This window comes from Photobacterium sp. SP02 (assembly GCF_038519165.1).
GTDB classification, from domain to species: Bacteria; Pseudomonadota; Gammaproteobacteria; order Enterobacterales; family Vibrionaceae; genus Photobacterium; species Photobacterium halotolerans.
Genome location: NZ_JASJOJ010000028.1, coordinates 29,629 through 51,528 on the forward strand (window position 1 = coordinate 29,629; position 21,900 = coordinate 51,528).

Annotated in this window: 20 protein-coding genes; 4 read left to right on the forward strand and 16 right to left on the reverse strand. The window is 55.1% G+C overall.

The features are described 5' to 3' along the window. Window positions 1-60 precede the first annotated feature (60 nt). Together P0Y67_RS13280 and rpe are read right to left on the reverse strand one after the other, a co-directional pair. The gene (locus P0Y67_RS13280; protein ID WP_342392235.1) at window positions 61-744 is read right to left on the reverse strand and encodes a phosphoglycolate phosphatase; all 684 of its coding nucleotides are present in this window, start codon (window positions 742-744) and stop codon (window positions 61-63) included. Continuing rightward, window positions 744-1,418: a ribulose-phosphate 3-epimerase gene (rpe, locus tag P0Y67_RS13285; protein WP_342392236.1), complete on the reverse strand. Its 675-nt coding sequence runs from the start codon at window positions 1,416-1,418 to the stop codon at window positions 744-746. Before rpe ends, P0Y67_RS13280 begins: the two co-directional genes overlap by 1 nt. Before the next feature lie 172 nt (window positions 1,419-1,590). Here rpe and P0Y67_RS13290 point away from each other — a divergent pair, with 172 nt between their 5' ends. Then, window positions 1,591-1,788 (forward strand): DUF2970 domain-containing protein, encoded by a 198-nt coding sequence (locus P0Y67_RS13290; protein ID WP_337112672.1) that lies wholly within the window; start codon window positions 1,591-1,593, stop codon window positions 1,786-1,788. On the opposite strand, the gene dam is transcribed toward P0Y67_RS13290, so the two are convergent. The 9 genes from dam to pilM form a co-directional block, all read right to left on the reverse strand. Beyond that, the gene (dam, locus tag P0Y67_RS13295; RefSeq protein ID WP_337112671.1) at window positions 1,766-2,593 is read right to left on the reverse strand and encodes an adenine-specific DNA-methyltransferase; all 828 of its coding nucleotides are present in this window, start codon (window positions 2,591-2,593) and stop codon (window positions 1,766-1,768) included. The genes P0Y67_RS13290 and dam overlap by 23 nt on opposite strands. Before the next feature lie 134 nt (window positions 2,594-2,727). Further along, the gene (locus tag P0Y67_RS13300; protein WP_342392237.1) at window positions 2,728-4,341 is read right to left on the reverse strand and encodes an SPOR domain-containing protein; all 1,614 of its coding nucleotides are present in this window, start codon (window positions 4,339-4,341) and stop codon (window positions 2,728-2,730) included. A 14-nt stretch (window positions 4,342-4,355) separates the two neighbouring features. After that, a complete protein-coding gene (gene aroB, locus P0Y67_RS13305) occupies window positions 4,356-5,429 on the reverse strand; it encodes a 3-dehydroquinate synthase (RefSeq protein ID WP_342392238.1) in 1,074 nt (357 codons plus the stop codon). Window positions 5,430-5,449: 20 nt separating this feature from the next. Then, window positions 5,450-5,968 (reverse strand): shikimate kinase AroK, encoded by a 519-nt coding sequence (gene aroK / locus P0Y67_RS13310; protein WP_342392239.1) that lies wholly within the window; start codon window positions 5,966-5,968, stop codon window positions 5,450-5,452. Window positions 5,969-6,175: 207 nt separating this feature from the next. Beyond that, on the reverse strand, window positions 6,176-7,504 hold the full coding sequence (locus P0Y67_RS13315) for a type IV pilus secretin PilQ (RefSeq protein ID WP_342392240.1): 1,329 nt from the start codon (window positions 7,502-7,504) through the stop codon (window positions 6,176-6,178). A 25-nt stretch (window positions 7,505-7,529) separates the two neighbouring features. Next, complete coding sequence (locus P0Y67_RS13320; protein ID WP_342392241.1) at window positions 7,530-8,027, reverse strand: hypothetical protein; 498 nt, start codon at window positions 8,025-8,027, stop codon at window positions 7,530-7,532. Continuing rightward, complete coding sequence (locus P0Y67_RS13325) at window positions 8,024-8,647, reverse strand: type 4a pilus biogenesis protein PilO (RefSeq protein WP_342392242.1); 624 nt, start codon at window positions 8,645-8,647, stop codon at window positions 8,024-8,026. Before P0Y67_RS13325 ends, P0Y67_RS13320 begins: the two co-directional genes overlap by 4 nt. After that, complete coding sequence (locus P0Y67_RS13330; RefSeq protein ID WP_342392243.1) at window positions 8,640-9,233, reverse strand: PilN domain-containing protein; 594 nt, start codon at window positions 9,231-9,233, stop codon at window positions 8,640-8,642. Before P0Y67_RS13330 ends, P0Y67_RS13325 begins: the two co-directional genes overlap by 8 nt. Next, complete coding sequence (gene pilM, locus P0Y67_RS13335; protein ID WP_342392244.1) at window positions 9,227-10,177, reverse strand: type IV pilus biogenesis protein PilM; 951 nt, start codon at window positions 10,175-10,177, stop codon at window positions 9,227-9,229. The genes P0Y67_RS13330 and pilM overlap by 7 nt, the downstream gene beginning before the upstream one ends. Before the next feature lie 143 nt (window positions 10,178-10,320). On the opposite strand from pilM, the gene P0Y67_RS13340 reads away from it, so the two are divergent. Beyond that, window positions 10,321-12,870: a penicillin-binding protein 1A gene (locus tag P0Y67_RS13340; RefSeq protein ID WP_342392245.1), complete on the forward strand. Its 2,550-nt coding sequence runs from the start codon at window positions 10,321-10,323 to the stop codon at window positions 12,868-12,870. Window positions 12,871-12,942: 72 nt separating this feature from the next. Here P0Y67_RS13340 and oxyR read toward each other — a convergent pair whose 3' ends face one another. After that, window positions 12,943-13,842 carry a DNA-binding transcriptional regulator OxyR gene (gene oxyR, locus P0Y67_RS13345; protein WP_342392246.1) on the reverse strand — a complete coding sequence of 300 codons (900 nt, stop codon included), beginning with the start codon at window positions 13,840-13,842 and terminating at the stop codon, window positions 12,943-12,945. A gap of 161 nt (window positions 13,843-14,003) precedes the next feature. On the opposite strand from oxyR, the gene P0Y67_RS13350 reads away from it, so the two are divergent. Both P0Y67_RS13350 and P0Y67_RS13355 read left to right on the forward strand, forming a co-directional pair. Next, complete coding sequence (locus P0Y67_RS13350) at window positions 14,004-14,732, forward strand: glutathione peroxidase (protein ID WP_342392247.1); 729 nt, start codon at window positions 14,004-14,006, stop codon at window positions 14,730-14,732. A gap of 74 nt (window positions 14,733-14,806) precedes the next feature. Further along, window positions 14,807-16,258 (forward strand): dihydrolipoyl dehydrogenase, encoded by a 1,452-nt coding sequence (locus tag P0Y67_RS13355; RefSeq protein ID WP_342392248.1) that lies wholly within the window; start codon window positions 14,807-14,809, stop codon window positions 16,256-16,258. A 119-nt stretch (window positions 16,259-16,377) separates the two neighbouring features. Here the strand turns inward: P0Y67_RS13355 and argH are convergent, their stop codons facing one another. The 4 genes from argH to argC all read right to left on the reverse strand — a co-directional run bounded on the left by argH (window position 16,378) and on the right by argC (window position 21,499). Next, window positions 16,378-18,255 carry an argininosuccinate lyase gene (gene argH / locus P0Y67_RS13360; protein WP_161445606.1) on the reverse strand — a complete coding sequence of 626 codons (1,878 nt, stop codon included), beginning with the start codon at window positions 18,253-18,255 and terminating at the stop codon, window positions 16,378-16,380. A 71-nt stretch (window positions 18,256-18,326) separates the two neighbouring features. Further along, the gene (locus P0Y67_RS13365; RefSeq protein WP_342392249.1) at window positions 18,327-19,535 is read right to left on the reverse strand and encodes an argininosuccinate synthase; all 1,209 of its coding nucleotides are present in this window, start codon (window positions 19,533-19,535) and stop codon (window positions 18,327-18,329) included. A gap of 144 nt (window positions 19,536-19,679) precedes the next feature. Continuing rightward, window positions 19,680-20,459: an acetylglutamate kinase gene (argB, locus tag P0Y67_RS13370; RefSeq protein ID WP_161445608.1), complete on the reverse strand. Its 780-nt coding sequence runs from the start codon at window positions 20,457-20,459 to the stop codon at window positions 19,680-19,682. Window positions 20,460-20,485: 26 nt separating this feature from the next. Beyond that, complete coding sequence (gene argC, locus P0Y67_RS13375) at window positions 20,486-21,499, reverse strand: N-acetyl-gamma-glutamyl-phosphate reductase (RefSeq protein WP_342392250.1); 1,014 nt, start codon at window positions 21,497-21,499, stop codon at window positions 20,486-20,488. Window positions 21,500-21,900: the final 401 nt, after the last annotated feature.

Here is a 21,900-nt window from a genome sequence, read left to right on the forward strand (position 1 = left end):
TGCCGCCTGAAAACAATAAGTGACCGGCTAAACCTGACGCCGATCGGGTCCACGCTGCGATTAGGCGATAGCCACCACATTCAGCAACTGGCTGAACTGATCCAGTACCCGGTCCGGGTGACTGTCACTGATCGGCAGGCCATAGTTGTAGCCATAAGTCAGGCCGACAACATAGCATGAGGCCGCCTGAGCCGCCAGAACATCGTTGCGGGAGTCGCCGACCATCAACATCTCGCTGCAACTCAGGCAATGTTTTTCCATCAGCCAGTGCAGCGCGTAAGGGTCCGGCTTTTTCTTCGGGAAGGTATCGCCGCCGATCACATCGGTAAAATACTGGCTGATCCCGTACTCTGCAAGAATGTGCGGCACGAACTGTGAGGGTTTGTTGGTGACAATCGCCATAGGGATCCCTGCCTGATGCAGGGTTTCCAGCGTTTCTGTCACCCCCGGGTACAAGACTGTCTTTTTGTGACCGCCTTCTTGATAAAAACGGTTAAACATCACCAGTGCTCTTTGATGCAGCTCGGGATCCAGCGCCGGGTCCAGCTCAATGCTCTGACTCAGGGCGCGGCCAATCAGCGTCTCAGCACCATTGCCTATCCAGGTCTGGGTCTGCGCTTCGGTCACCCCGGGTAAGCCCAGCGCTTGCATGGTTTTATCGGCTGCGTCGGCAAGATCCGGTACACTGTCGAGCAAGGTGCCGTCCAAATCAAACGCGATAAATGTAATGCCTTCAATTTTCATTAACGCGTCACCTTAGCCAGTTCTGCCCGCATCTCGTCAATCACGGTTTTATAATCCGGCTGACCAAAAATCGCCGAACCGGCCACAAACATGTCGGCACCGGCCTGAGCGATTTCGCGGATATTCTCCACTTTCACCCCACCGTCGATTTCCAGCCGGATTTCACGGCCAGAGGCCTCAATCCGCTCACGCACCATACGCAGCTTTTCCAGCGTATGCGGAATGAAAGACTGCCCGCCAAAACCCGGATTGACTGACATCAGCAAAATCATGTCCAGTCTGTCCATCACATGATCGAGATAATGCAGCGGCGTGCCCGGATTGAATACCACCCCGGCCTGACAGCCGTGGTCTTTGATCAGCTGCAGGCTTCGGTCCAGGTGCTCTGTTGCTTCGGCATGAATGGTGATCATGGTCGCGCCGGCCTTGGCAAAATCCGGAATAATGCGATCCACCGGCTTAACCATCAAATGCACATCAATCGGCGCAGTAATGCCATAATCACGCAGCGCTTTACAGATGGGGGCACCAAAGGTGAGGTTAGGGACGTAGTGGTTATCCATTACATCAAAGTGGATAACATCGGCACCGGCGGCCAGCACTTTTTCAACCTCTTCGCCCAAACGGGCAAAATCGGCAGACAAAATGGAGGGAGCGATCAGAAAATCCGTCATGTTCAGCCTCTGTACTTGAATGGGTTCCCGCGCGGTATACCTATACGGGGCAGTAAATGGGCAAAATTCTACCCGATCTCCACCCCGATGTCTTACCGATTTGTTCCGCGGCCCTCTCTGGGTTTACAGGCTAAGCTAAAGCATAAGGAAGCGCAGACGACAGGAGTCTGAAATGAAGGACAAGCCAGTGCCGAAGAAAACTAACCTGTGGCGTAGCGTGGGTGCTGCTCTGCTGGGAGTGCAGTCCGATCACAGCCGGCGACAGGATTTCAGCCAGCCCAGTGCCCTGCCCTTCATTCTGGCAGGACTGGCTGCGATTGTGTTGTTTGTCGGGATGCTGGTGATTATCAGTCGTTTTGTGGCGGGCTGAACAGTGCCAGCAGCTCGTCCACTTTATTGCGGCCACCGCCGTTTCGGCTGATCGTGCGCTTTACCCGCACCACGGACAAATCCGCACCGTGATACAGGCGGCGGGTCAGTGTGGTGTCGTGATTGGAAATCAACACCGGGATCTGCCTTTCTGTTGCCGCTTTTTCTGCCACATCGGCCAGTGCTGCCTGGTCGTCCAGGCTGAACCCATTGCCAGAATAAGAGGTAAAATTGGCCGTGGATGACAGCGGCGCATAAGGCGGATCGCAATAAATCACACTGCCTTTGCGGGCGCGGGAAAAGGTCTGGTGATAGCCTTCACAGATAAAGGTCGCTTTTTTGGCCTTTTCTGCAAAATGGTACATTTCAGCTTCCGGGAAGTAAGGCTTTTTATACGAACCAAACGGCACATTAAAGCCGCCTTTCTTGTTATAACGGCACAAGCCATTAAAGCCATGGCGGTTCATATAGAGAAAATACAGGGAACGCAGGTAGGTATCCTGAGTCTGGTTAAACGCTTCGCGGATAGCCAGATAGGCACCTTTCTGGTTGTATTCCGGGGTGAAATACTGCCGGGCGTCTTCGATATAACGCTCGGGCTCATGCTTAATCACATTGTACAGGTTGATTAAGTCCGGATTGATATCAGCCAGCAGATAGTCGTCGTAGTCCGTGTTCAGAAACACAGAACCCGCACCGACAAAAGGTTCAACCAGTTTTCGTGCAGGTGGCAGATGTCGTCTGATGTCCTCGACCAGAGAAAACTTGCCTCCGGCCCATTTCAGAAAGGCACGCTGCTTTTTCATTTGGTTAACCTACCACCCATAACGACTGTCTTTTCAAAGGTGGCGGATTGTAACCTATTTCTCACCTGACCCATACTGCTTGGGGACAATTATCCCCCCAACAACTGAATTACTGCCGACCGGGCACCATGCGGTTACTGAACCCGGTCGATTTCACGGTGGATCTGAGTAAAAGACTTTACCCAAGGCTGCACCGATTGCACTTTCGCCGGCAACTGCGCCTGTGCCCGGCGGGCGGCAGCTACGCTGCTGTAATCGCCGGTGACCACAATATACCAGCGCACGCCCTGCCGCTGGGTCTGATACACCTGAGCAATATCTTCAATCCCGTATTCATTGAGGAAACTGCGGGTGGCTTCCAGCGAATGCATAGCGGCCAGCTGCAGCGCATAATGACGGCTATTGACCGACTTGAGCGTTGCTTTATCTGCGGCCATAGCCGCCTGCAGGCCGGTCAGTTGCGGTGCTGTTGGAGCCGCTTCTGCCGGTGCTGTGCGGACAGGTTCAGCACCTTGCGTTTGCTCGGGCGCCGAAGCCGCGCCGGGGATGCCGGTTTCTCCACCCTCAGCCGCCTGACTGAGCGCATCCTGAGCAGCCACTGCCAGCTCGCCTGAGCCACCTGTTTCCTGCTCGGTAATCATGGCATCCACCACATCCGAGGGCACCACCACGCGCTGGCCTGCGGTATTACTGCGGCCAACAGTCAATCCTTCAATCTTGACCGGCTCGGGCAAGATCTCCGCGTTTGCCTCAGCAGATGCGGACGACTCCGTTTCTGCGACCTGGCTGTCACTCTTGTCAGTGAGGTCAACGGCTACGCTGTCCGTTTCAAGGGGCAGCCCGGCATGCTCATCCGGTGACACAGCAAGGCCATCAGCCGATTGCGCCAGCACTTCATCTGCTGCTGTCGTATTCGGGCTGAGTGATTCCGTATCAGATTGAGATGATGCCGGCTGATCAGGAAAGTACCAGAACACCAGGCCGGCCGCCGCAATAACTAACAACAACAGCAAAAGTGCGGCTGGGGAAAAGGTTCTGGAGCTTGTATTGGCCATATTCGCCACCTCCGTGTGATTGAGTGCCGATAAAGCGCCGGGTGTCGGTGTGACCTCAGCCGCCTGCGCTTTGAGTGCCCGACGTTGATTGGCATCAAGTGAATGGGTGGCCAGAACCAATTCCAGAAACGCCTGTACTTCCTGTTCAGGCAACAAGGGAATTTCCAGCTCCAGCGGCGCCTGTCCCTGACCGTGAGAGACCTGCTGCAAGGCTTTGGTTAACCGGCCGGTCTGACTAAAGAGTAGTACATTCACCTGCCAGTCTGCTGATTCTTGTGCTTTTACCACCAAAGCCCACAGCTCGCCAATCAGTGCCGGACTGAGCATATGTGCATCATCGATCACCAGCAGCAGCTCAACCGGTTTCCCGGCCAGCAAACGCTCGACACTCTGGTGCAGGGGATCATTGTCGTTAAACACGGCGCCCGGAATCAGCTGGTTCAGCAATATGGTTCTGTGCTGACTGTCATTCTGTGCCGGGTGACACATCAGCAAGGCCTGTCGGGTATGGTTAATACCGTCCGAGTCGGCCCATTGTTCAAGATACCGTTGCGCCAGCCAGGATTTACCGGCCCCGGGTTCACCGCTGATTTGGATCAAATGGGAGCTGAATCGGGTCAGAAACTGTACCCGGGAAAGCAGTTGGATCTGGCTGTCCAGATCCAGAGACGTCAGAGAAGCGGCTATCGTCATGTATTATTACAACATCAGGGTTCTATCACCTGACGCAGGATGTCATTCGGTACATCAGAAACGACCTCAGCACGACCAATTCCAGTCGGTAATACCAGCCTGAGCTTACCTGACAACACTTTCTTATCCCGCATCATGTGCTTGATATAATGGTCAAAGTTCATAGTTTCCGGTGCAACGACCGGCAGGTCAGCTTGCACCAGCAATGAACGGATTTTTTCCACTTCTGCTGATGTCATCAAACCTAACAGACAAGCCGTTTGTGCCGCTTGTACCGTACCGGCAGCAACAGCTTCACCGTGAAGCCAATTACCATACCCCATCTCAGCTTCAATCGCATGACCAAAAGTGTGACCTAGATTCAGCAGCGCGCGCACACCTGACTCTTTCTCGTCAGCCGCAACCACATCTGCTTTGATCTGGCAGCATCGGGCAATCGCCTGGCTCAGTGCATTGGCATCCAGCGCACGCAGTTGATCCAGATGTTGTTCCAGCCACTGGAAGAAATCCTGATCAACGATAATGCCGTATTTGATCACTTCCGCCATGCCGGCAGCAAACTCGCGGGCAGGCAGGCTTTTCAGACAATCGGTATCAATGACCACCGCCTGAGGCTGATAAAATGCCCCGACCATGTTTTTACCCAAAGGGTGATTGACGGCCGTTTTACCGCCGACCGATGAGTCCACCTGCGCCAGCAGGGTGGTCGGAACCTGAATAAAATCCACCCCACGCTGGAAACAGGCAGCGGCAAAGCCCACGACATCGCCAATCACGCCACCGCCCAGTGCTACCAGCACCACGTCGCGGCCGTAACTGCCTTCCAGCAGAAATGTCATGATTTGATTAAAAGTATCGAGGGTTTTGTACTGCTCGCCGTCAGGGAGGTTGAGCAGGGCCACGTCCTTTGCCAGTGGACTGAGCGTGGCCTGCAGTGTGTCGGCATAAAGAGGGGCGACAGTGTCATTACTGACAATAACAACCCGTCGACCAGTCACAGAGGTGAAATAGTCCGGATCAGACAGTAATCCGGTGCCAATTGAAATATCGTAACTTCTCTCACCCAGACTGACTGTAATCCGCTCCATGACTCGTTGTTTCTCCGTCGTTAACGCTCTTCCAGCATTTTGATAATTTGATTAGCAACGACCTTAGCACTCTGGTCGTCGGTACGTACTGTGTAATCCGCTACTTCTTCATACAATGGATTACGCTCTTCTGCAAGCGCTTCAAGCACTTCACGAGGTTGATCGGTTTGCAGCAGAGGGCGCTTCTTGTCACGCTGAGTACGTGCCAGCTGTTTCTCAATGGTGGTTTCCAGATACACCACGATACCACGAGCTGACAGACGGTTTCGGCTCTCTTTGCTTTTCACCGAGCCTCCCCCGGTCGCCAGGACTATGCCTTGCTCCTGGGTAAGATCGTCGATGACCGCTTCTTCACGGGCACGGAAGCCTTCCTCGCCTTCTACGTCGAAGACCCAGCTGATGTCGGCGCCGGTACGCTCTTCGATCACAGTATCTGAGTCAAGAAACTCCATATGTAACTGCTGTGCAAGGTGTCTGCCAATGGTGCTCTTACCGGCCCCCATTGGTCCTACCAAGAAAATATTTCGTTTTTCAGCCATGTTTAGCAAATATACGCGCGATTAAAAAATAGACAAAACCGCCCACAGGCTATTGATTTGCAAGCCTGAGGCGCCAACTTCCTCACATTTCATTCGTGATAAGACCGAAAATTATCTCAGGACTCACTGCTGTTTGGCAATAGCCAGTCTCAGTCAAGCGTCTAATCTCAGCAAAATAAACACCCCCTGCGCCTGCGCCTGGCCTCACTATCGGAGGATTTTCGGGGTCACGAAAATTAATAATTCACGTCGGGTATCACGTTCGAGCTCTTGCCTGAACAGACTGCCCAGCAGGGGGATATCCCCCAGCAAGGGAACTTTGCGTACGGCCTGACTGAACTGGTGCTGGAAAATGCCGCCCAGGACTATGGTCTCGCCATTGTCCACCAGTACCTGGGTGCCAATCCGCTGGGTATCAATCGCCACCGCTTCCCCTGTGCCTGTCATCACCGTCTCGCCGGGCTTGTTCTGCGTAACTTCAAGATCCAGCACCAGTTTGTCATCCGGGGTGATCTGCGGCGTCACCATCAGGCTCAGCACCGCTTTCTTGAAGGAAACAGACACAGCACCACTTGACGAAGCTTCGAGATAAGGGATCTCTGTCCCCTGCTCAATATAGGCCATTTTTTTGTTCGTTGTGACCAGTCGGGGGCTGGAAATGATTTCTGCTTTCTCCTCGGCCTGCAGGGCCGACAATTCCAGATCCAGCAACTGATCCCCCCATCTTGCCACCTGAAAGGCGATTCTGGCAGCGCCAGCCTGAGCGCCGAGGTTCACATTAAGATAATCACTGACATCCGGCTCAAGGTTATCGGCTCCCAACGCCGCCAGGTTTCCTTCAATGGAACCCCCGAGCGTCACGCTGCCACTGGTGTCTAACATCCCCCAACGTACGCCAAGATCCGTGATATCCTTTTCATTCATGCTGACAATGCGCGCCTCTATCTGCACCTGCTTGACCGGTTTATCCAAGGCGTCAATGATGGCAAGCAAGGTCTCCATGCTGTCCGCCACTTCCTTGACCACCAGGGCGTTCGTTCTGTCATCCACATGCAATGCGCCATACTCGGTCAGCAGCCCCGACTGACCGGGTTTACCCGCCAGCATGTCCGCTAGATCCGTGGCTTTGGCGTAACGGATTAGAATCACTTCGGTTTTAAGTTCCCCGCCCTGCAAAGGCTGGCGGATAGTCTGCGGCTCCTGAGCGGCCATTGCCTCTCTTGGCGCCACCACCATAATATTGCCATGGCGCTGGTAGGCCAGCCCTTTCATCTGCAGCACAATATCCAGCGCCTGAGACCAGAGCACATCTTTGAGGTTCAGGGTAATATTGCCCTGTACTTCATCGGAAACCACCAAGTTATGCTGCTGATGATCGGCCATCACCTGTAACAACTGACGCACCGGGACATCCTGAAAGTTAAGCGACAATCGCTTGTCATTCGCTGGAGATGCACCCTCTGCCATTGCCGGGGCAGTACCAAGCACAGAGATCATGCAGTATGTCAGCATGAACAGTGCACAAAAAATCTGCATGTTTTTCTTTCCTGAATAATTCTGCTCAGACCGGGGTCAGGAGAGGCTGTCTGGCGCGATCAACCGCCTGCCGCTGAGACAGATGAAGAATGTGATGAGTCACAACAGGGCAGCCGGGCACGCCGCCGGTCTGTAAAATCAGCCCTGTTTGCCCGGCATCCACGCTGAGCACCCTGACTCTGGGCCCGAGAACCTGATCTGGCCTGGCTTTGAACAGCCGCCCGTCCTCAGCGCTCAGCAGCGCCGCCCATCCGTGTTCATCCTTGACGCTGCCCTTCATCCTCAGCCCCTTAACCAGCATGTCTTTAGCCGATCCCTGACACGCTCCAGCTTCGGCCTCAATCAGCTCAAAGCGCTGAAACGGAGAACCAAGCGGACTGACGTTGAACACAGGTGCGTCTGCCAGGCTGAACCCTGTGGCGGGCACAGCCACCAACAGCAAGACAGAGCTGCCCACGCAGTAAAAAAAGGGGCAGTAAAAAAACGGACGAAAGGAAAAATGACGGCGGAAATAAGTGATCATTGGTATCTCTCCTGTCCCTGGTCATCAGTCAGAATCGGGCCACCGGGCGGCACCGGCATCTGATACAGCTGCGCACTTCCTGTGACCCGCAACTCAGCCGATTGCCCGTCGACAGGCTGGATCGTCAGCTCATTGACCACCAGCAGCCAGTGCATGGATGCCAGCCGGGCTAACAATGTCCCTGCCGAGTCATAGTCGCCCTGCCAGGCAAAGCGCAAAGGCTGCACACTGTACCACGGGTGATTTTCCCTTTTCCCCCAGCGAAGATGCTGCAAGGCTACGCCGGCCTCCACACTGAGAGTTTCGATTTCCGCCAGTACTTGCGGCCAGGCCGATTTATCGGGCAACCGGGCCGATTGCTGCCGGTAAATGGCCATCATCTGATCTGCCCGCGCCGACCACTCAGGCAATAACTCCGCCTGTGTGCGCTGCCGGGTAAGCTGCGCCCTCAGTGACAGGACTTGCTCTTGCAACTCATGCTGTTGCTCGATCACCGCTTTAATGCTCCAATGCCAAAACACCAGACTTAGCATCCCCAGCAGCCCCAGACAGGCAGCCAGCTGATAACGCAGTGGCCAGTTTGGCATCGACTCCAGGGTCAGATCCCGCCAGTCAGTCATGAACAGCCTCCAACAGCGGCGATACTAGAGTCATAGTGACTGAAAATCGCTGAAAGGCTCCATCGCCAACTGTGAGCGGCTCGCCAGGTCCCGCCGGGTTATCGCGTTGCACCGAATGCAGCTGGCTGTGGCTCACCCATTCCTGGCGCTCGATCCGGGCCAGAAAGTCTGGTAACGCCGCCAGTTGCCGGGTCTGACCGGCCAGCACTATGGCATTGTCTTTCAGTGTCAGCCTCTCCAGCTCGGCGGACAGCGGCAGGAGATCTGGCAAGTCATTGAGCAGATAAATCACGGGAAAACGCGCATGATGCCAGCGGCTAACCGCCGCCAAGCGAGACTGGTACATCTGATGCTGGCGCTGATAATCAGCCAGCTTGGCAAGATCGGGCGCCAGCGCAAGTATTTGCTGCTGAATGCGCTCGTTACTGCTTTTCTGGCGCGCCAGCCGTTCCCCGTGATAAAGCCGCAAGCTCCCGATGATCAGCACTGCCAGCACCACAGTCGCCGCCAGGCAGTACCAAAACCGGCGGGCATGCGCGATGAACTGTGCTTCACGCCAGGGCAAGAGATTAACCGGGATCAGCATGATAGCGCCCCTCTGATTGCCAAAGCCGCCGCTCTGGCCCAGGCAGTATCGTGCGGCACAGCCACCGCCGGCGAGCGGTGCAACAAAGGAAACACCTGCCCTGGGGTCAAAAAAGCAACAGGCAACCCGCACGCTTGCTGCCACAAAGCCAGATCTTCGTCAGACAAAGAGCGGCCAGTCAGCCACAGCCCGGTTAACGGCGACAGGGAATGATAATGCTGCAGCTGCCGGAGCAGTTCCGATGAGGGCGCATTACCAGAGCGGCTCAGCATAAAGGTGCGATGCAGTGGCAGACTGTGCGAAAAGCCGGCGGCCAGATCCGCTTCCTCAGTTCCCAAACAAACCAGCGCCGGATTCGCTCCCATGGCCGTGATTGCCTGGCGGTGACAGTATTCCAGCAGCCACAAGAGTGCGCGCGCCTGCAATTCCATGATCACAGGCTCAAAACCGGCCTCACGCACACTCTGGGTTCTGGCGTCAACTAGGTGAGTTTTGGCCGCAAAGACCTGAAAACGCAATCCGCTGTCTGTGGTCCCCTGTCCGGGCGTCGGAGATGGATAATAGTCCAGGCTCAGCGCCTCGGGCTCCATCGACAAGGTACCCGCCAGTATCTTTGCCAGTTCGGTTCCGATATCCTGACCCCAGCGTTGTTCCAGCGTAAGTTCTTGCTGCACCACCTCACTGTCAGGCAGTGACAGCACAGTACGAACAGAGCGCTTTGGAAGCAGCGTCCGTATTTTACGCAAGGCTGACAACAAGATAGGTCCGGAAAGGCTATTGTGATGGAGCCCGCCACCGGGGGACGCCCCGGCATGTCCGACAGGAGAGAAAGCGACTTCAGCGTAATGCAATAACGCAAGCCGCCCTTTATTTTGCTTAAGCACGACCGCCTTTACACTATGGTGGCCGATATCTATCCCGGTCCAGACTGGCTTGTGCAACATGGCGTGGTATGCTCCCCTGGTAAAGACAAGGCAAAATTATTCGAATAAACACCTCTGACGGCGTTAAATTTATTTGAGTTATCTTTATACTACTGACTGAAATAGCGCGGATGGCCAAACGAAGGTGTAACGGGAATTCTCAAGTGAAGTTCATAAAGCGATTATTTATTTTTGCAATCATTTGCATCATTCTTGGAGTCAGCACGATTTTTGGTTTCTACCTGTATCTGAAACCGGATCTCCCTGATGTAGCAACGCTTAAAAACGTTGAGTTACAGACACCTATGCAGGTCTACAGTGCTGACGGCGAACTGATTTCCCAGTTTGGCGAAAAGCGCCGTATCCCACTGACTCTGGATCAAATTCCTCAGCAGATGATCAACGCGGTAATCGCGACTGAAGACAGCCGCTATTATGACCACCCGGGGATTGACCCTATCGGCATCGCCCGTGCGGCCTTTGTGGTGGCGACCTCAGGATCGGCCAAGCAAGGCGCCAGTACCATTACCCAGCAGCTTGCGCGTAACTTTTTCCTCAGCAATGAGAAAAAAATCATGCGTAAAATCAAAGAGATTTTCATCGCCGTTCACATTGAACAGTTGCTGAGCAAAGATGAAATCCTGGAACTGTACCTGAACAAAATTTACCTGGGTTACCGGGCGTATGGCGTCGGTGCAGCGGCACAGGTCTATTTTGGTAAAGACGTCAGCCAGCTGACGCTGAGCGAAATCGCCATCATTGGCGGCCTGCCGAAAGCACCTTCTACCATGAACCCTATCTACTCGCTGGATCGGGCAACCACACGCCGCAATGTAGTATTGAGCCGTATGCTGGATGAAGGCTACATCACTCGCACTGAATTCGAACAGGCCAAAGCAGAGCCCATCGTAGCCCGGTATCACGGTGCAGAGATTGCGCTCAATGCCCCTTACTTTGCCGAGCGCGCCAGAGCCTGGATGCTGGATCGCTACGGCGAAGATGCCTATACCTCCGGCATGAAGGTCTACACCACTGTCAATCCCAAATTGCAGCGGGCGGCGCAACATGCCGCCATACAAAACCTGATGGATTATGACCAGCGCCACGGTTTCCGTGGTGCGGTGGCCACCCTGTGGATGCCGGAACAGGCGGTGTGGGATGAGCAGATGATCCTGGATCATCTGGCCAAGCAGCCAAGCTACGGCGAGCTGGAACCTGCCGTGGTGGTTAAAGTTGACCCGAAAAACGCGGAGGTCATCCTGCGCAGCGGCCAGCATCAGAGTCTGGACTGGGACGGCATGAAGTGGGCACGCCGCTTCATTACCGACTCCAGCCAGGGCCCGGCACCGAAGTCGGCCACTGAGATCCTGGCACCCGGCCAGCAAATCTGGGTACAGCACAAAGGCGAGCGCTGGGTGCTGAGCCAGGTGCCCGATGCCAACACCGCCTTTGTCGCCATTTCACCATACAATGGCGCCGTGCAGGCCATGGTGGGCGGGTTTAACTTCGTACACAGCAAATTTAACCGTGCCACCCAGTCCATCCGCCAGGTAGGTTCCAGCATCAAGCCGTTTATCTATTCGGCCGGTCTGAACTCGGGCATGACGCTGGCGACCCTGATCAACGATGCACCGGTGAACAGCTGGGATAAAAGCATGGGCACCGCCTGGCGTCCGAAAAATTCACCGCCGACATACAATGGCCCTACCCGCCTGCGTATCGGTCTGGCGCAGTCGAAAAACGTCATGGCGGTCCGCGTCCTGCAGGATGTCGGGCTGGACGACACCATCAGCTACCTGACCCGCTTTGGTTTCAAGCGTGAAGATATCCCCCGGGCAGAAGCCATTGCTCTGGGTGCCGGCAGCCTGACTCCGCTGGAAATGGTGCAGGGCTTCTCTGTGTTTGCCAATGGCGGCTACTTTGTTGAGCCCTATTTCATCGAACGGGTGGAAGATGCCTACGGTAATCTGGTGTATCAGGCCCATCCGAATGTGGTCTGTAATGATGATTGCCAGCGCAAAGAACAGCTGGCCGGTAACCATGTGGTGGCCAGCCGCGCAGTGATGCATGACATCGCCATCAGTGAAGAAGAGCTGGGCCCGACGGGCAATGCCACTGAAGCCGATCAGCAACCGATTCGCATCGCACCACAAGTTGTCACCGAGCAGAACGCTTTTCTGGTCCGTGAAATGCTGGAAAGCAATATCTGGGGCGGCGGCGACTGGCGCCACGGCAGTGGCTGGAACGGCACAGGCTGGCGGGGTCAGGTACTGAAACGCCGTGACATCGGGGGTAAAACTGGCACCACCAACGATTCCAAAGATGCCTGGTATACAGGGTTCGGGCCGGGTGTCGTCGCCACCGCCTGGGTCGGCTTTGATAATCACAGCCGCGAGCTGGGTCGCACCAGCGCTAACCCTAACATTACTGATGATCAAACGGCCGGCGCGGAAGCCGGCGCCAAAACGGCGCAACCCGCCTGGATTGGCTTTATGGAGCAGGCGCTGCAGGATGTGCCTGAACAACGCAAGCAGTTACCGCCCAACATTGTTCAGGTGCGTATCGACCGTGACACGGGCAAGCTGACCAAGAAAAATGACTTTACCTCTATGTTTGAGTACTTCATTCAGGGGAGTGAACCGAAAGATTATGTCGGTGAAGGGGGCAGCGACAGCGGCCTGTTTGAATCCGACAGCTCGGACGAGCTGTTCTGACCCTCTGTGCTGAACAGGGATTCTGAACAAGAAAAAACAAGCGCGCCTCTGGGCGCGCTTGTTTTTTGTGAATTAGCTGTCCAGATGCAGGCTGATACTGCGCCTGATTTGCTCCGCCAGCTGCTCATAACGCCCTTTCAGCGGTGAGCCGGGACGGTAGGCCAGCGTAATCAAACGGCTCGGTTCAGGATCACAGGCTTTCAGGTAGCACACGCCATCGCGTTTGGCCGTGTGAGGCGTTGCCAGCTTAGGCAGCAAGGTAATGCCGCTGCCGGCCGCCACCATATTGCGCAGGGTTTCCAGACTGGTCGCCTTGAAACTGCCGTCTTCCTTCGCACCGGCAGCAAAGCAAAATCCCATCGCCTGATCGCGCAGGCAGTGCCCATCCCCCAGCATCAGCAGGGTATGGCCATTCAGCTCCTGCATTGACAGCTCACTTTTGTCCGCCCAGGGATGCCCTTCTGGCACCGCCAGCACCATAGGCTCATGGTAAAGAGACAGCTCTTTGAAATGTTCGCTTTCTTTTACCGCGGCCAGAATGATGCAGTCCAGCTTGCCTTCTTCTAATTGCTGCACCAGCACCTGCGTCTGCGCTTCATGCAGATACAGCTCTAACTGGGGAAACGCCGCTTTAAGCGCCGGGATAATCAGGGGCAGCAAATACGGCCCGACCGTGGGAATAAAACCGACATGCAGCGGGCCGGCCATGCTTTCCCCCTGCTGACTGGCCATTTCTGCCAGCACCTTGACCTCGTGCAGTACCTTTCTTGCCTGAGTCACCAGACTGAGCCCGACATCCGTAAACAGCACCTTGCGGCTGGTCCGCTCCAGCAAAGACACCCCTAACTCGGTTTCCAGCTTACGGATCTGCCCGCTCAGGGTCGGCTGACTGACAAAGCACGCCTCTGCCGCTTTACGAAAATGACGGTGCTCTGACAGCGCCACCAGATATTCGAGATCTCGGATATTCATCAATCGGTTCCCATTTCATTTAATAGAAATTAACGATTAATAAGATAACAGCAAACGATTAGAGCTATCAATCCAAATTTCGCATACTAGCTCCATCAACAGGAACAAGACAAAAATGTTCCACAAAATATTGAAATCAAAACATCCATCAGGAGAACAACATGTTTACATCAAAAGAAGGTCAAGCGATTCCACAAGTTACTTTCCGTACCCGCCAGGGCGATCAGTGGGTTGATGTGACAACCGATGAGCTGTTCAGCAACAAAACCGTGGTGGTGTTCAGCCTGCCGGGTGCGTTCACGCCGACCTGCTCATCAAGCCACCTGCCGCGTTACAACGAGCTGGCATCCGTCTTTGCCGCGCACGGTGTGGATGACATCCTGTGTGTCTCGGTCAACGATACCTTTGTGATGAATGCCTGGAAAGCCGATCAGGATGCGGACAACATCACTTTCATCCCGGACGGCAACGGAGAGTTCACGCAAGGCATGGGGATGCTGGTGAAGAAAAACGATCTGGGCTTCGGTGACCGTTCATGGCGCTACAGCATGCTGGTGAAAAACGGCGTGGTCACAAAAATGTTTATCGAGAACGACGAGCCGGGTGACCCGTTCAACGTTTCTGACGCTGATACTATGCTGAACTACATCGCCCCTGACCATAAACTGCAGGAGTCGGTCACCATTTTCACTAAACCTGGCTGTCCTTTCTGTGCCAAGGCGAAACAGAACCTGATTGACAAAGGCTTGCAGTTTGAAGAAGTGATCCTGGGCAAAGATGCCACCACGGTAAGCCTGCGCGCTGTCTCTGGCCGCAGCACTGTGCCTCAGGTCTTTATTGGTGGCAAGCACATCGGTGGCAGCGAAGAGCTGGAAGCCTACCTGGGTTAATCCGCACCCCGAGGCAGGGCTGAGTGCCCTGCCAGATTGCACACCCCTGAACTGAATGTCGTTGGAGAGAAAAGATGAAAACCTTAACCGTGGATGTGGCCGTCATTGGTGGTGGTACGGCAGGTCTGGGCGCTTACCGCGCCGCCAAAGCGCACACAGACAGCGTGGTCATGATAGAAGGTGGCCCTTACGGTACCACTTGTGCCCGTGTAGGCTGCATGCCCTCAAAATTGCTGATTGCGGCGGCCGAAAGTGTCCACAACATTGAAAAAGCCCCCGCCTTTGGTATTCATCCGCAAGGCGAGATTCAGATCAACGGCCGTGAAGTCATGGCGCGGGTCAAGCGCGAACGTGACCGCTTCGTCGGCTTCGTGCTGGAGAGCGTCGATGAGATTGCTGCAGAAGACAAAATCAGCGGCTATGCCAGGTTTATCAATGACACAACGCTCGAGGTCGATGGCCACACCCGCATTGAAGCCCAGCGGATTGTGATTGCCACCGGCTCCCGTCCGGCCTATCCGGGCGTATGGCATGAGCTGGGTGATCGCCTGGTGATCAATGATGATGTCTTTGACTGGGACGATCTGCCGGCCTCGGTGGCGGTATTCGGTCCGGGTGTGATCGGGCTGGAGCTGGGTCAGGCACTGCACCGCCTCGGGGTTGAGGTCAAGATCTTCGGCCTCGGCGGTCAGGTCGGCCCGCTGACCGACGATGAAGTCATGGCGTATGCCAACCAGAGCTTCAATGACGAGCTGTACCTGGATGCCGATGTCAAGGTTGAAAGCATGAAGCGCGTGGGTGACAGGGTTGAGATCCAGTTCCTCAACAAATCGGGCGAGCTGGAAACCCAGACGTTTGACTATGTGCTGGCTGCGACGGGCCGTCGGCCGAATACCGACAAGCTGGCGCTTAACAACACCAGTGTGGCGCTGGATGAGCGCGGCGTACCGATTGCCGATCATTTCACCCTGCAAACCTCGGTGGCGTCGATTTTCATTGCCGGTGATGCCAGCAACCAGTTGCCTCTGCTGCATGAAGCGGCCGATCAGGGCCGGATCGCCGGTGACAACGCCGGCCGCTTCCCGGATATTCGCGCCGGACTGCGTCGCTCGAAAATTTCTGTGGTGTTCACCGAACCGCAAATTGCCATGGTGGGGGAAAGTCGCCGCGAGATTAGTGAGCGGCTGGGCAACTGCGGCTGCTTTGAGGTCGGAACTGTCTCGTTTGAAAATCAAGGCCGTTCGCGAGTGATGCTGCGCAATAAGGGCATACTGAACCTGTACGGCGAACATGGCACAGGCCGTTTTCTGGGTGCTGAGATGATAGGGCCCAACGCTGAGCACCTGGCGCATTTACTGGCCTGGGCGCATCAGAGCAAAATGACAGTGGCGCAAATGCTGGACATGCCCTTCTATCATCCGGTGATCGAGGAAGGTGTCCGTACCGCGCTGCGTGATCTCAACGCCAAACTGCATCTGGGACCGGAAATGATCAAGCACTGCATGGACTGCGGCCCCGGCTGTTGATTCATCCTCGACACTGACGGGGAAACAATCACCACCGCCCATAGGCGGTGGTTTTGAAGATGACAAAAAAGCGCCGGATCACCGGCGCTTTTTTTATGTTTCATTCAAACACCTGACGATCAGGCGACGTTGACGCTTGGAATCACGTGCTGCTGATCCAATCTGACCTCCAGTGCCACCTCATCGCAAGCATGCTGACGCGGACACATATCGCAGTCTTTCATCACTTTCTCAGGCAACAAGGATTTTGAGGTCGGAATAAAGTCCTGCTTCATGAAAAATTCAGGCACACGGGTCAGCACAAACACCCGCTTAATCGCCATCTGGCTGGCTTTTTCCAGTAAATGCTGGATCAGAGCCTTGCCCTGCCCCTGGTGCTGCCAGCCGGCCTCAATCCCCAGCGAGCGGATTTCCGCCAGCCCTGAGTCGTAGACATACAGCGACGCACAGCCTGTGACCACCCCCTGCGTTTCTGCCACCGCAAATGAGCCGATATCACGCACCAGTTCATTACGCGGCCGCGGCAGGTTCTCGCCCAGTCCGGCCCAGTAAGCCACCATGCCTTCAATGGCATCCAGATCGGTCAGCCGCGCACCCCGTACTTTCACGCCCGGCGCATGGCGTTTCGACAGCCGTTTTTCCGTCTGCGCAATCGCGTGATCGACCTGATTGGGCGCCACACCGCCCAGCGCGCAGCGTTTCTCCAGACAGGACTCAATGGTCAGAATCGGATACACATCCTCAGCAATCACAGGTGAGAAGGCTTTCATCTCCTCCAGCGACAGCTCTTCCAGTGCACAGCCTTTTTCAATCGCCGCCACGACTGCCACGCCGACGATATGGTGTGCTTCCCGGAACGGAATGCCTTTGGCCACCAGGTAATCGGCCAGCTCGGTGGCATTCGAATAGCCCTGCATCGCCGCTTCCAGTGTCCGGTCTTTGTTGACCTTGATACCGTCAAAGCACAGTGCGGCCATTTCCATGCATTCGTGCCAGGTGTCCAGTGCGTCGAACAAGCCTTCTTTGTCTTCCTGCATGTCTTTGTTGTACGCCAGCGGCAGCGCTTTAACCGTCATCATCATGCCCGCCAGTGAACCATAGACCCGGCCACACTTGCCGCGGATCAGCTCCAGCGCATCCGGATTCTTTTTCTGCGGCATCAGCGATGAGCCTGAGGTGACGGTATCGGCCAGCTCAATAAAGTTGGACTCGCCCGAGTTGTAGAAAATCATGTCTTCTGCCAGACGGGACAGATGCAGCATGGAAATCGACGCCGTCGACAACAGCTCCATCACATGATCACGGTCAGACACAGAATCCAGACTGTTGCGCGTGGCCCGATGGAAACCCAGACTGTGCGCCAGGGCTTCCCGGTCAATCGGATAAGCCGTACCGGCCAGCGCACCGGAGCCTAAAGGACAGGTATCTAACCGATGCAGCGCATCACTCAGACGTGAATGGTCACGCTCGAACATTTCCACATAAGCCAGACACCAGTGGGCAAACGTCACCGGCTGGGCACGCTGCAGATGGGTGTATCCCGGCAGCACAGTAGCCTGATGCTCACGGGCCACTGCGGTCAGCTGGCTTTGCAGGTGATCCAGCATCATGAGTAACTGGTGTCCCTGCTGACGGCACCACAGCTTGAGATCGGTCGCCACCTGATCGTTACGTGAACGGCCGGTGTGCAGCTTTTTGCCCAAATCCCCCACACGGTGGATAAGCTGCTGCTCAACCCAGCTGTGGATGTCTTCGGCATCAGACTGGAGGATCTGTTGCGGATCCTCCATCACAGCCAGCTTAAGCTCATTGAGTGCCAGCTCCAGCTTCTGCTGCTCCTCTTCGGTCAGAACCCCGACCTGACGCAGTGCTTTTGACCAGGCCACCGAGCCAACGATGTCTTGCTCCGCCAGGCGGTAATCAAAACGCAGGGAATCGTTAAACTGCTTGAACCGAGTATCTGCTGCCTGACTAAAACGTCCGCCCCATAGTGCCATGGTACTTCTCCTTTGCTGTACGACCGACTTGCTCACATGTCTTATTAGTAATGCGCTTTACGCTAGTTAGATTATTTTTTCTGTTCGTTCAGGGCACGGATACGGCTTGCCAGCGAGTACAGGCGGATAAAGCCACCCGCATGGCTGTGGTCGTACACTTCGTCTTCACCGAAGGTGGCGAACTCTTCCGAGTACAGGCTGTTCGGCGAACGTTTCTGAACGGCCGTCACCTGGCCTTTGTACAGTTTCAGCACCACTTCGCCATTGACGTCCTGCGCCAGCTCATTGGCCGCGGCCAGCAGTGAACGGCACAGAGGCGTGAACCAGCGACCATCGTAAATCAGGTGCGAGGCTTTCAGGCCGATACTTTCACGAAATTCAAACGACTCTTTGTCCAGTACCAGCTGTTCGACGGCACGCAGGGCTTCCATCATGATGGTGCCTCCCGGTGTCTCATAACAGCCACGGGATTTGATACCGACCAGACGGTTCTCGACGATATCGATACGGCCGACACCGTGCTCGGCACCTTTCTTGTTCAGGTACACCAGAGCTTCATACGGCGACATGGATTTGCCGTCTACCGCCACAATTTCACCTTTTTCGATCAGTACAGACACTTCTTCCGGGGTGTTCGGCGCATCTTCCGGATCTTTGGTCCATACCCAGCACAGCTCATTGGACTGGTTCCAGGTGTTTTCCAGTACGCCGCCTTCGGTTGAAATGTGCCAGGCATTCGCGTCACGGGAATAGATTTTTTCCAGCGTTGCCGTGGTTGGAATCTTACGCTCGGCCAGATAATCCAGCAGGGCTTCACGGCTGCGCAGATCCCATTCACGCCACGGGGCAATCACAGTCAGTTGTGGTGCCAGGGCCGCGTAGGCACTTTCAAAACGCACCTGGTCGTTGCCTTTACCGGTACAACCGTGGCACAGGGCATCCGCGCCCACTTCCAGCGCACATTCCACCTGGGCTTTGGCGATAATAGGACGGGCCATTGAGGTACCCAGCAGGTATTTCCCTTCATAGACAGCGCCGGTTTTCAGGCTTGGATAGATATAGTCTTTGACCATTTCTTCTTTCAGATCGGCGATATAACAAGCCGATGCACCTGACGCCAGGGCTTTCTCTTCAATGCCGACCAGTTCCTCTTCGCCCTGGCCCACATCGGCGACGAAGGCAATTACTTCACAGTCATAGTTCTCTTTCAGCCATGGAATGATGGCCGAAGTGTCCAGACCGCCGGAATATGCCAATACAACTTTACTCACCTTGCTCATTGTTACTCTCCTTTGTTGCCTGCTCGACGGTCTACCCGTTCAGGCGATATCAATCTTTACTGTTTGAAACATCAAACAAAATAAGGGTAATTTTTATATCCAAACGCCGGGTTACCGCCAGCGTTTGTACTCAATTCTGCTGGTTCAGAGCACAAATCGGGTGCCGATTTGCTCACCGTCAAACAGATTCACCAATTGTTCCGGGTAGCGCCAGCCGGCAATTTCGACTGCACGTCCCAGCCCTTTGGCTGCCTCAAATGCCGCTTTGACTTTGACAATCATGCCGTCGGTAATCACGGCCTGCTGGATCAGCGCATCTGCCTGAGGCTCGCTCAACGAGGCAATCAGATGCCCTTTGCCATCCAGTACGCCACTGACATCCGACAGCAACACCAGCTCGGCATCCAGCGCCGCGGCCACGGCCACCGCCGCCTGATCGGCATTGACATTCATCAGCTCACCGTCAGCCGTCAGGCCAATTGAGCTGACAATCGGCAGATAGCCTGCCGCTATGATGCCGGATACTAAGTGGCTGTCGCCCGGTGCGGCTTTGCCAACCGCACCCAGCTCAGGGTCCAGCTCAGTGACCTGACACAGACCACCGTCTGCCAGGCTTAATCCCACCGCTTTCACCCCGGACTTGATGGCCTGGCCCTGCAGCATTTTATTGGCCGTACCCGCCAACGCGCCGGCAATCACGCCGATCTGATCAGCCGGAGTCACACGTAACCCCTGTTTTTTCACTGTAGGCAGGTTCAGTTGCTTCATCAGGTCATCAACCAGATAGCCGCCGCCATGGACCAGTACCAGAGGCCGGTTGGCCTTGGCCTGATAGGCATTGATGGCACCAAATACTTTTTCCAGCGTGTCGGTGCACGACAGCACTGCTCCACCCAATTTGATTACTAACGGCGACTGTTCCATCCCGGTTCTCCTCTCAACAGCCAGACTTAACCAACCAACGCAGTCAATGGCGCAAAACCATTACGAATATTTATGCATTGCATCGCCTGAGACGATGCGCCTTTTAATAAGTTGTCGATAGCCGACGTGAGGATCACATGCTGCCCCTGCACTTTCCAGCCAATATCACAGAAGCAAGTATTAACGACATCCTGCAAACGTGCTGCGTTATTGCCCAGCAGACGCACCGCCTGCTGGCCCGGCTGGGTATAGGCCGCTTCCATCGCTTCTGTCACCGCTTGCGGGGTGACCCCAGGCGCCAGCTTGGCCGTAATAGTGGCCAGAATGCCCCGTTTGAAATTGCCCAGATGCGGGGTAAAGATGACATCAGTACCCAGGTGCGCGGCAATTTCCGGCTGATGACGGTGGGTAAAGACACCGTATGCCATCAGGCTGACTTCGCAAAAACTGTTGGTCATGCTGGCTTTACGGCCAGCACCAGACACACCGCTGACCGCATTGATCACAGGCCATTGCTGGGTATCGAGCAGTCCCGCTGCCAGCAGCGGTTTCAGGGCCAGTTGTGACGCGGTCGGATAACAGCCGGGTACGGCCACCAGCTGGGCTTTGGCTATCGATTCAGCATTCCACTCCGCCAGACCGTATACCGCCGCATCCAGCCAGTTCGCATGCTGATGCGCGAAGCCGTAATACTGAGTATAAAAGTCATCGCCCTTCACCCGAAAAGCACCGGACAGGTCAAAGACCTGACAACCCGCCGCCAGGAAAACAGGCGCCAGGTCATGGCTGACTTCATGCGCTGTTGCCAGCAGCACAATATCGGAAGCCTGTGCCACCGCGGCCACATCCGTCAAAGGTTGCAGTGGCAGATCAACCTGCCCGCGCAGCTGGCCGTGCAGCTCACTGATCGCCTTGTTAGCGTCCAGGCTGTTTTCAGACACATAAAGTCCGGCCAATTGCAGATGCGGGTGTTTGTGGACCATAGCGGCCAGCTCTGCGCCGGTATAACCGCTGGCACCTATGATAGATGTGTTCAACATATTGGATCCCGTTGTCATCGTTGTGAAATTCACTATCAAGAAAATATAACTGCTGTGTTCAGCGTGTGGCGCCGGGCAGGCGCAATAGAAAGGTGCCAGAGGCACCAGGCGATAGAGACTTAGCGTCGTCGGAAGGAATACTGCTTGTAATTCATCGCCTGGTTCATACTACTACTGATGGCCTCTGGTCATTCGGATAAAAGGGTTGTTAAACCTGATTCTCTGCCGGGAAAGGTTCGAGCGAACCCCAAAACCGCAAAGAATATTTTTATTCACTTATTATGAATTTTTATATTTACCTTTTCCTGCCTTTTGTGTCAAGAGAAGCAGAAGAAAAAATGCCTTTCCTGACGCGGAACCAGTGTTAAAGCGCACGCTAAAACGGTAAAGGTAAAGAAAGT

Coding starts and splice junctions, on each gene's coding strand:
- P0Y67_RS13280 (WP_342392235.1), bottom strand. CDS start 744: ATGAAAATTGAAGGCATTACATTTATCGCGTTTGATTTGGACGGCACC.
- rpe (WP_342392236.1), bottom strand. CDS start 1,418: ATGACGGATTTTCTGATCGCTCCCTCCATTTTGTCTGCCGATTTTGCC.
- P0Y67_RS13290 (WP_337112672.1), top strand. CDS start 1,591: ATGAAGGACAAGCCAGTGCCGAAGAAAACTAACCTGTGGCGTAGCGTG.
- dam (WP_337112671.1), bottom strand. CDS start 2,593: ATGAAAAAGCAGCGTGCCTTTCTGAAATGGGCCGGAGGCAAGTTTTCT.
- P0Y67_RS13300 (WP_342392237.1), bottom strand. CDS start 4,341: ATGACGATAGCCGCTTCTCTGACGTCTCTGGATCTGGACAGCCAGATC.
- aroB (WP_342392238.1), bottom strand. CDS start 5,429: ATGGAGCGGATTACAGTCAGTCTGGGTGAGAGAAGTTACGATATTTCA.
- aroK (WP_342392239.1), bottom strand. CDS start 5,968: ATGGCTGAAAAACGAAATATTTTCTTGGTAGGACCAATGGGGGCCGGT.
- P0Y67_RS13315 (WP_342392240.1), bottom strand. CDS start 7,504: ATGCAGATTTTTTGTGCACTGTTCATGCTGACATACTGCATGATCTCT.
- P0Y67_RS13320 (WP_342392241.1), bottom strand. CDS start 8,027: ATGATCACTTATTTCCGCCGTCATTTTTCCTTTCGTCCGTTTTTTTAC.
- P0Y67_RS13325 (WP_342392242.1), bottom strand. CDS start 8,647: ATGACTGACTGGCGGGATCTGACCCTGGAGTCGATGCCAAACTGGCCA.
- P0Y67_RS13330 (WP_342392243.1), bottom strand. CDS start 9,233: ATGCTGATCCCGGTTAATCTCTTGCCCTGGCGTGAAGCACAGTTCATC.
- pilM (WP_342392244.1), bottom strand. CDS start 10,177: ATGTTGCACAAGCCAGTCTGGACCGGGATAGATATCGGCCACCATAGT.
- oxyR (WP_342392246.1), bottom strand. CDS start 13,842: ATGAATATCCGAGATCTCGAATATCTGGTGGCGCTGTCAGAGCACCGT.
- P0Y67_RS13350 (WP_342392247.1), top strand. CDS start 14,004: ATGTTTACATCAAAAGAAGGTCAAGCGATTCCACAAGTTACTTTCCGT.
- P0Y67_RS13355 (WP_342392248.1), top strand. CDS start 14,807: ATGAAAACCTTAACCGTGGATGTGGCCGTCATTGGTGGTGGTACGGCA.
- argH (WP_161445606.1), bottom strand. CDS start 18,255: ATGGCACTATGGGGCGGACGTTTTAGTCAGGCAGCAGATACTCGGTTC.
- P0Y67_RS13365 (WP_342392249.1), bottom strand. CDS start 19,535: ATGAGCAAGGTGAGTAAAGTTGTATTGGCATATTCCGGCGGTCTGGAC.
- argB (WP_161445608.1), bottom strand. CDS start 20,459: ATGGAACAGTCGCCGTTAGTAATCAAATTGGGTGGAGCAGTGCTGTCG.
- argC (WP_342392250.1), bottom strand. CDS start 21,499: ATGTTGAACACATCTATCATAGGTGCCAGCGGTTATACCGGCGCAGAG.